This is a genomic window from Pseudomonas sp. zjy_15, assembly GCF_043101865.1.
GTDB lineage: Bacteria > Pseudomonadota > Gammaproteobacteria > Pseudomonadales > Pseudomonadaceae > Aquipseudomonas > Aquipseudomonas putida_Y.
The window spans coordinates 157,625-165,735 of the sequence record NZ_JBICII010000083.1; the positions used below are offsets into that span (position 1 = coordinate 157,625).

The window sequence follows — 8,111 nt, forward strand, 5'->3', positions numbered from 1 at the left end:
GCCGTTATTTCCTTAACGTGGTGTTCAACCTTTGTTCGAGCGAGGTGAGGATGTTTTGCAGGGTAGTGTTCACCTCATCGTCGTTAAGAGTGCGCGATGGATGCTGCCAGGTCAAGCCGACGGCAAGGCTTTTTCTATCAGGATCAATGCCTTTACCTTGGTACACATCAAACAGCCTGAGGTCTGTGAGCCATTCGCCTGCATTGTCACGAATTAATTCAAGCACCGCGCTAGAAGCCACATCACGTCCTGCGATCAAAGCCAGGTCACGACGGGTTTCCGGGAACTTGGACAGTTCGCTGAATTTCGGCAGGCGGCCTTCGACCACGTCGCCCAGCACCAGCTCGAACAGGAACACCGGGCGGTCAAGGCCCAGGGCTTTGGCCAGCTCCGGGTGGATGGCGCCGAGGTAGCCGACCAGCTTGCCGTCGCGCTCGATGGCAGCGGTCTGGCCCGGGTGCAGGGCTGGGTGTTTGCCGGCGCTGAAGGTGAAGTCGCTCAGGGCGCCGGAGTAACCCAGCAGGGCTTCCACGTCGGCTTTCACGTCGAAGAAATCGACGCCGTCGCGGCCGTTGGCCCAGCCTTCTGGCAGGCGGCTGCCGGTGATGACGCCGGCAATCATTGGCTGCTGCTGCAGGTCACCCAGCTGGCCGACGAAGCGCAGGCCGCTTTCGAACAGGCGCACGCGGTCTTGCTGGCGGTTCAGGTTGTGCTGCAGTGCCTTGACCAGACCCGGCCACAGCGAGGCGCGCATGGCGGCCATGTCGCTGGAGATGGGGTTGGCCAGCAGCAGCGGCTCTACGCCCGGGCTGAACAGTTCGAACAGTTTCGGGTCGATGAAGCTGTAGGTGATGGCTTCCTGGTAGCCGCGGGCAACCAGCAGGCGGCGCAGGGTCGGCAGGTCACCGCGGGTTTCCGGCTTACCCTGTGGGGCCAGGCGGGCTTGCGGGTAACGAACCGGCAGGTTGTTGTAGCCGTACAGGCGGGCCAGCTCTTCGATCAGGTCCACTTCCAGGCTGATGTCGAAGCGGTGGCTTGGTACGCTGACGGTCCACTGCCCTTCCCCGCTCTTGGTCGTGGTCAGCTCGAGGGCGTTGAGCAACTGCTCGACCTGGGCTGGGTCCATTTCCATGCCAAGCATCTGGGTGATGCGTTCGGCGCGCAGGGTAACCGGGGCTACTTGTGGCAGGTGCTGTTCGCTGACCGCTTCGACCACAGGGCCGGCTTCGCCGCCAACGATGTCCAGCAGCAACTGCGTGGCGCGCTCCATGGCTTCGCGGGCCAGTTGCGAGTCGACGCCGCGCTCGTAGCGGTGCGAGGCATCGGTGTGCAGGCCGTAGGAACGGGCTTTGCCGGCAACGGAAATCGGCTCGAAGAAGGCGCTTTCCAGGAACAGGTCGCGGGTTTTTTCGGTATTCACACCGCTGTGCTCGCCACCCATGACGCCGGCGATGGCCAAGGCGCGGGTGTGGTCGGCGATGACCAGGGTGTCGGCACGCAGGGCAACTTCCTGGCCGTCGAGCAGGACGAGCTTTTCGCCCTCTTCGGCCATGCGCACGCGGATGCCGCCGTTGATTTCTGCCAGGTCGAAGGCGTGCATCGGCTGGCCGAGTTCGAGCATCACGTAGTTGGTGACGTCGACGGCGGCGTCGATGCTGCGAACGTCGCTGCGGCGCAGGCGCTCCACCATCCACAGTGGGGTTGGCTTGCTCAGGTCGACGTTACGGATAACGCGGCCCAGGTAGCGCGGGCAGGCAGCCGGGGCGCTGACTTCGACCGGGCGCACTTCGTCATGGGCGGCCGCTACGGCTGGCACCACCGGGCGGGTGACCGGGGTGTCGTAGAGGGCGCTGACGTCGCGGGCCAGGCCGGCGATGGACAGGCAGTCGCCGCGGTTCGGGGTCAGGCCGATTTCGATGCTGGCATCATCCAGGCTCAGGTACGTGCGAATGTCTTCGCCAACCGGAGCGTCGGCAGCCAGTTCCAGCAGGCCGTCGTTTTCTTCGCTGATCTGCAGTTCGGCAGCCGAGCACAGCATGCCGAAGGACTCGACACCGCGCAGCTTGGCCTTCTTGATCTTGAAGTCGCCTGGCAGTTCGGCACCGATCATGGCGAACGGGATCTTGATGCCTGGGCGGGCGTTAGGGGCGCCGCACACAACCTGGAAGGTTTCCTGGCCGCTGCTTACCTGGCACACGCGCAGCTTGTCGGCGTCCGGGTGTTGCTCGGTGGCGAGAATTTCGCCCACGACGATGCCGCTGAACTGGCCGGCAGCGGGGGTAACGCTGTCAACTTCGAGGCCGGCCATGGACAGGCGGGCGACCAGTTCGTCACGGGAGACTTGCGGGTTGACCCAACCGCGCAGCCACTGTTCACTGAATTTCATGCTGTTCTCCTGAAAGTTGCGTCGATTGGGCCTAGCGGAATTGGGCTAGGAACCGCAGGTCGTTGTCGAAGAACAGACGCAAATCGTTGACGCCATAACGCAGCATGGCCAGGCGCTCGGCACCCATGCCGAAGGCGAAGCCCTGGAACTCTTCTGGGTCGATGCCGGACATGCGCAACACGTTCGGGTGCACCATGCCGCAGCCCATCACTTCCAGCCAGCCGGTTTGCTTGCACACGCGGCAGCCGTTGCCGGAACACATCACGCACTGGATGTCGACTTCTGCAGACGGCTCGGTGAAGGGGAAGAACGATGGGCGGAAACGGACCGCCAGTTCTTTCTCGAAGAATACGCGCAGGAATTCTTCGATGGTGCCCTTGAGGTCGGCGAAGTTGATATCGCGATCGACCAGCAGGCCTTCGACCTGGTGGAACATCGGCGAGTGGGTGATATCCGAGTCGCAGCGGTATACGCGGCCCGGACACACAATGCGGATGGGCGGCTGGGTGGACTCCATGGTCCGCACCTGCACCGGCGAGGTGTGGGTACGCAGCAGCATGTTGGCATTGAAGTAGAAGGTGTCGTGCATCGCCCGCGCCGGGTGGTGGCCAGGGATGTTGAGCGCTTCGAAGTTGTGGTAGTCGTCTTCCACCTCTGGGCCTTCGGCAATGCCGTAGCCAATGTGGGTGAAGAACTGCTCGATGCGCTCGAGTGTACGGGTGATCGGGTGCAGGCCACCGGTGGCCTGGCCGCGGCCTGGCAGGGTGACGTCAATGCATTCGGCAGCCAGGCGAGCGCTGAGCTCCGCTTCTTCAAAGGCTGCCTTGCGGGCATTGAGCACAACGGTGACGCGCTCTTTGGCGTCATTGATCAGCGCGCCGACTTTCGGCCGCTCTTCGGCTGGCAGGTTGCCCAGGGTCTTCATCACCTGGGTCAGCTCGCCCTTCTTGCCGAGATAATTAACCCGGATCTGTTCCAGGGCGTTGATGTCTTCAGCGCGTTCCACGGCCTCTAGGGCTTGGGAGACCAGCGCATCCAGGTTTTCCATGTACAGACTCCAGATACGAAAATAGGGGAAGAGCTTTGAAGGCTCTTCCCCTATCGATGACGTTCAATGCCCGGCAGCGCTAGCACCGCCGGGTGATTGTCGCGGGTACTTAAGCCAGAACGGCTTTAGCTTTCTCGACAATCGCAGCAAACGCCGCTTTTTCGTTCACTGCCAGATCAGCCAGAACCTTACGGTCGATTTCGATCGAAGCCTTTTTCAGGCCAGCAATCAGACGGCTGTAGGACAGACCGTTGGTGCGGGCACCGGCGTTGATACGAGCGATCCACAGTGCGCGGAACTGACGCTTCTTCTGGCGACGGTCGCGGTAGGCGTATTGGCCTGCCTTGATGACCGCTTGCTTGGCTACACGGAATACGCGCGAACGTGCACCGTAGTAACCTTTAGCCAGTTTCAGAATTTTTTTGTGACGCTTACGAGCGATAACGCCGCGCTTAACACGAGCCATGAGTAACTTCCTCTATCTTAACCAGAATTAACGAACGCGCAGCATGCGCTCGACTTTTGCGACGTCGGACGGGTGCAGCAAGCTGGCACCGCGCAGTTGACGCTTACGCTTGGTCGACATTTTGGTCAGGATGTGGCTCTTGAAAGCGTGCTTGTGCTTGAAGCCCGAAGCTGTCTTCAGGAAGCGCTTCGCAGCACCGCTCTTGGTTTTCATTTTTGGCATGTTGGAACTCCGCATTCGATAAAATTACACATAATCATCAGGCCTGCCGTGCCCGGGAGATTACTTCTTTTTCTTGGGGGCGATGACCATCATAAGCTGGCGTCCTTCCATCTTCGGATGCTGCTCAACGGTGCCGTATTCGGCGAGGTCGGCTTCGACCCGCTTCAACAGCTCCATGCCCAGCTCCTGGTGGGCCATCTCACGACCACGGAATCTCAGAGAGATCTTGGCCTTGTCCCCATCGGTAAGGAAACGTACCAGGTTGCGTAGTTTTACCTGGTAATCCCCATCCTCCGTCCCTGGACGAAACTTGATTTCTTTGATCTGGATCTGCTTCTGGTTTTTCTTGGCTTCGTTAGCCTGCTTCTTCTTCTCGAAGAGGTGCTTGCCGTAGTCCATGACCTTGCAGACGGGCGGTACCGCGTCTGCAGAGATTTCTACCAGGTCCAGCTTCGCTTCATCAGCGATACGCAGCGCTTCATCAATCGAGACGATGCCAACCTGCTCGCCGTCTGCGCCAATTAACCGAACCTCGCGGGCCGAGATATTCTCGTTGATCGGGGCCTTCGGTACAGCACGCTTATCGTTTCTCATTTCACGCTTAATAGTCATTACTCCGATTCTTGGCGACCACGCCGGGAAACCGCTTGTGTCAGCAGCTCAGCGAATTGGGCGACGGGCATGGAGCCCAGGTCTGCACCTTCGCGAGTACGCACAGCGACGGTTTGCGTTTCGACTTCGCGGTCCCCTATAACCAAAAGGTACGGGACCTTGAGCAAAGTATGCTCGCGGATTTTAAAGCCGATCTTCTCATTTCTCAAGTCCGACTTGGCACGGAAACCGCTTCCGTTCAGAGATTTCTCAACCTCGAGGGCAAAATCGGCCTGTTTGTCGGTGATGTTCATGATCACCGCCTGGGTTGGGGCCAGCCACGCCGGGAACACGCCAGCGTAGTGCTCGATCAGCATGCCGATGAAGCGCTCGAACGAACCGAGGATGGCGCGGTGCAGCATGACCGGGCGTACTCGGCTGTTATCTTCGGCAATATAGCTGGCATCCAGACGCTCTGGCAGGTTCGGGTCGTACTGCAGGGTACCGCACTGCCAGTTACGGCCGAGGCAGTCGCGCAGGGTGAACTCGATTTTCGGGCCGTAGAAGGCGCCCTCGCCTGGCTGGTACTCCCACTCGAGGCCGGATTCGTTCAGGGCGTCGGCCAGCGCAGTTTCAGCACGGTCCCACAACTCTTCGGAACCGACACGCTTGGCCGGACGAGTGGACAGTTTCATGGCGATGTCGCTGAAACCGAAGTCCTTGTACACGTCCAGGGTCAGCTTGATGAAGTCGGCGGCTTCTTTCTTCACCTGATCTTCGGTGCAGAAAATGTGCGCATCGTCCTGTACGAAGCCACGCACGCGCATGATGCCGTGCAGTGCGCCGGACGGCTCGTTACGGTGGCAGGCACCGAACTCGGCCAGACGCAGCGGCAGGTCGCGGTAGCTTTTCAGGCCCTGGTTGAACACCTGCACGTGGCACGGGCAGTTCATCGGCTTTACCGCGTAGTCACGGCTTTCCGACGAAGTGGTGAACATGTTTTCGGCATAGTTGGACCAGTGGCCGGAACGCTCCCACAGGATGCGGTCGACAACCTGCGGGGTCTTGATTTCCTGGTAGCCGTTTTCGCGCTGCACGCCACGCATGTACTGCTCGAGTACCTGGTAGACGGTCCAGCCGTTGGCGTGCCAGAACACCATGCCCGGGGCTTCTTCCTGCAGGTGGAACAGGTCGAGTTGCTTGCCGATCTTGCGGTGATCGCGTTTTTCGGCTTCTTCGATGCGCTGGATGTACGCAGCCAGCTGCTTTTTGTCAGCCCAGGCCGTGCCGTACACGCGCTGCAGTTGCTCGTTCTTGGCATCGCCACGCCAGTAGGCGCCGGACAGCTTGGTCAGCTTGAATGCCTTGAGGAAGCGGGTGTTCGGCACGTGCGGGCCACGGCACATGTCGACGTATTCTTCGTGGTAGTACAGACCCATGGCCTGTTCATCCGGCATATCTTCGACCAGACGCAGTTTGTAGTCTTCACCACGGGCCTTGAACACATCGATGACTTCGGCGCGCGGGGTCATTTTCTTGACCACGTCGTAGTCTTTTTCGATCAGCTCCATCATGCGCTTTTCGATGGCGGCCATGTCTTCTGGGGTGAAGGGGCGCTCGTAGGCGATGTCGTAATAGAAGCCTTCGTCAATGACCGGGCCGATCACCATCCTGGCGGTCGGGTACAGCTGCTTCACGGCGTGGCCAACCAAGTGGGCGCACGAGTGACGGATGATCTCCAGTCCCTCTTCATCTTTAGGGGTGATGATCTGCAGGGTGGCGTCGTTGCTGATCAGGTCACACGCATCGACCAGCTTGCCGTCGACCTTGCCGGCAACGGTGGCCTTGGCCAGGCCAGCGCCGATGGAAGCGGCTACTTCGGCTACGGATACGGCGTGATCGAACGAACGTTGACTGCCATCGGGAAGAGTAATAACGGGCATGGCGCCTCCTCTCCTAGTGGTGACCCCTACCAAAGGTCACGTGGGTTGGGATGAGCCAGTACAAGATCCGACCTGCCTTCCGGTAAAAGGAAGCCTGCCCCACAGTGGCAGAAGCCTTTCGGCTTGTCAGGGACGAACCAGAGTGACTGGAAAGAAAAAAGATAGCTGCAGCCGGCAACAGCGCGACCGCGAGCCGAGCATGCTAGCACGGGGGTTGCACCCCAGGCAGAAATATTTGGAAATTGCACCGCAGCGGTGAACTAACGCGGAAAAATACCGCTCAGACTTTGGGAAGCAACCTACTCTTGATGAGACCTTAACCCAAGGAGTAACTGGTGATGCGAGTTCCGTCTCTTCTGGCCCTGGCGGCCGCTGGCGCCCTGCTGCTGCCCGTGGCTGCGAACGCCGGCAACTTTCCCCCCGGGAAGGAGGCCGGCTACATGACCCAGTGCACGCAAGTGGCCAGCGGCCAGGGCGTTGACGCTGCCACCGCGAAAAAGCACTGCGACTGTGGCGCGCAAGCCATCAAAAAGAACTTTACCGACGCCGAGATTGCCGACCTCGACAGCAAAGACGGCGTTGACGCCAAGCTGATGCAGAGGGCGCAGATGGTGGTAAAACAGGCCTGCGCACCGAAGAGCTGAAACCTTAAAGCCAGCGACGACCAGCCATTCTTTGAGCTGGATCAATATCCTGCGAAGGTAAAAGGCGCTAGATGCGCAGAATTAGACTATGATGTATCCCGTGCTCCGTAGCCTCGGCCGCATTGCACCAATGAAAAAACTAAATGTTCTGGAGATTCACCCATGTCCAATCGCCAACAAGGCACCGTCAAATGGTTCAATGATGAGAAAGGCTACGGCTTCATCACCCCAGCAGGCGGCGGCGACGACCTGTTCGTACACTTCAAAGCCATCGAATCTGACGGCTTCAAGAGCCTGAAAGAAGGCCAGACTGTTTCCTTCGTCGCCGAGCGCGGCCAGAAGGGCATGCAGGCTGCACAGGTTCGTCCGGAGTAATTCGGATAGCTGTAAAAAAACCCGCCCTTGTGGCGGGTTTTTTTATGGGTGATTGCATCATCTGAGTGGGGCGGGATTGCCTGCGAAACAGACTTTAGGGTGAATGGCACGGGCTTCGCCCGTGTTCGCGGGTGAACCCGCTCCTATGTATGGACTCGCCAACACTGTCTAGCTGCTTTTTGAACATAGGAACCCGGTTGCATCTATGTATCAGGCCTATTCGAGGAAGCTTTTTGCTTCTGGCCAACATCGTGGTGAGCTCGCAGTGTGCCGTTCACATTGAGGCCACTATCAGGCCTGTAGGAGCGGAGGCATCGGTCTGCGACGGTCTTACCTAGGGTCAATGTTCACTAGCAGGGGTTGGAGCGCCTAGCGCCCCGGTGGCATTACCCGGTTGGTCAGAGGCTCATAGCCGCCTCCGGTTTTTCGTTCGGTT

At 59.6% G+C, this 8,111-nt stretch carries 8 protein-coding genes; 2 read left to right on the top strand and 6 right to left on the bottom strand.

Translation table 11 applies throughout. The features are described from left to right. Nucleotides 1-4: 4 nt before the first annotated feature. The 6 genes from pheT to thrS all read right to left on the bottom strand — a co-directional run bounded on the left by pheT (nucleotide 5) and on the right by thrS (nucleotide 6,656). Nucleotides 5-2,386: a phenylalanine--tRNA ligase subunit beta gene (gene pheT, locus ACF8EF_RS15580; RefSeq protein WP_021782769.1), complete on the bottom strand. Its 2,382-nt coding sequence runs from the start codon at nucleotides 2,384-2,386 to the stop codon at nucleotides 5-7. A 31-nt stretch (nucleotides 2,387-2,417) separates the two neighbouring features. Continuing rightward, the gene (gene pheS / locus ACF8EF_RS15585) at nucleotides 2,418-3,434 is read right to left on the bottom strand and encodes a phenylalanine--tRNA ligase subunit alpha (RefSeq protein WP_176683834.1); all 1,017 of its coding nucleotides are present in this window, start codon (nucleotides 3,432-3,434) and stop codon (nucleotides 2,418-2,420) included. A 109-nt stretch (nucleotides 3,435-3,543) separates the two neighbouring features. Next, on the bottom strand, nucleotides 3,544-3,900 hold the full coding sequence (rplT, locus tag ACF8EF_RS15590; protein WP_003250671.1) for a 50S ribosomal protein L20: 357 nt from the start codon (nucleotides 3,898-3,900) through the stop codon (nucleotides 3,544-3,546). 27 nt (nucleotides 3,901-3,927) lie between these two features. After that, nucleotides 3,928-4,122, bottom strand: coding sequence for a 50S ribosomal protein L35 (gene rpmI / locus ACF8EF_RS15595; RefSeq protein ID WP_003250667.1), 195 nt, complete (start codon nucleotides 4,120-4,122; stop codon nucleotides 3,928-3,930). 60 nt (nucleotides 4,123-4,182) lie between these two features. Then, on the bottom strand, nucleotides 4,183-4,734 hold the full coding sequence (gene infC / locus ACF8EF_RS15600; protein ID WP_012052879.1) for a translation initiation factor IF-3: 552 nt from the start codon (nucleotides 4,732-4,734) through the stop codon (nucleotides 4,183-4,185). After that, nucleotides 4,734-6,656, bottom strand: coding sequence for a threonine--tRNA ligase (gene thrS, locus ACF8EF_RS15605; RefSeq protein ID WP_176683835.1), 1,923 nt, complete (start codon nucleotides 6,654-6,656; stop codon nucleotides 4,734-4,736). The genes infC and thrS overlap by 1 nt, the downstream gene beginning before the upstream one ends. A gap of 338 nt (nucleotides 6,657-6,994) precedes the next feature. On the opposite strand from thrS, the gene ACF8EF_RS15610 reads away from it, so the two are divergent. Together ACF8EF_RS15610 and ACF8EF_RS15615 are read left to right on the top strand one after the other, a co-directional pair. Beyond that, entirely contained in the window at nucleotides 6,995-7,300 is a 306-nt protein-coding gene (locus ACF8EF_RS15610) for a hypothetical protein (protein WP_176683836.1), read from the top strand. A 162-nt stretch (nucleotides 7,301-7,462) separates the two neighbouring features. Next, on the top strand, nucleotides 7,463-7,675 hold the full coding sequence (locus ACF8EF_RS15615; RefSeq protein ID WP_003250656.1) for a cold-shock protein: 213 nt from the start codon (nucleotides 7,463-7,465) through the stop codon (nucleotides 7,673-7,675). Nucleotides 7,676-8,111 lie beyond the last annotated feature (436 nt).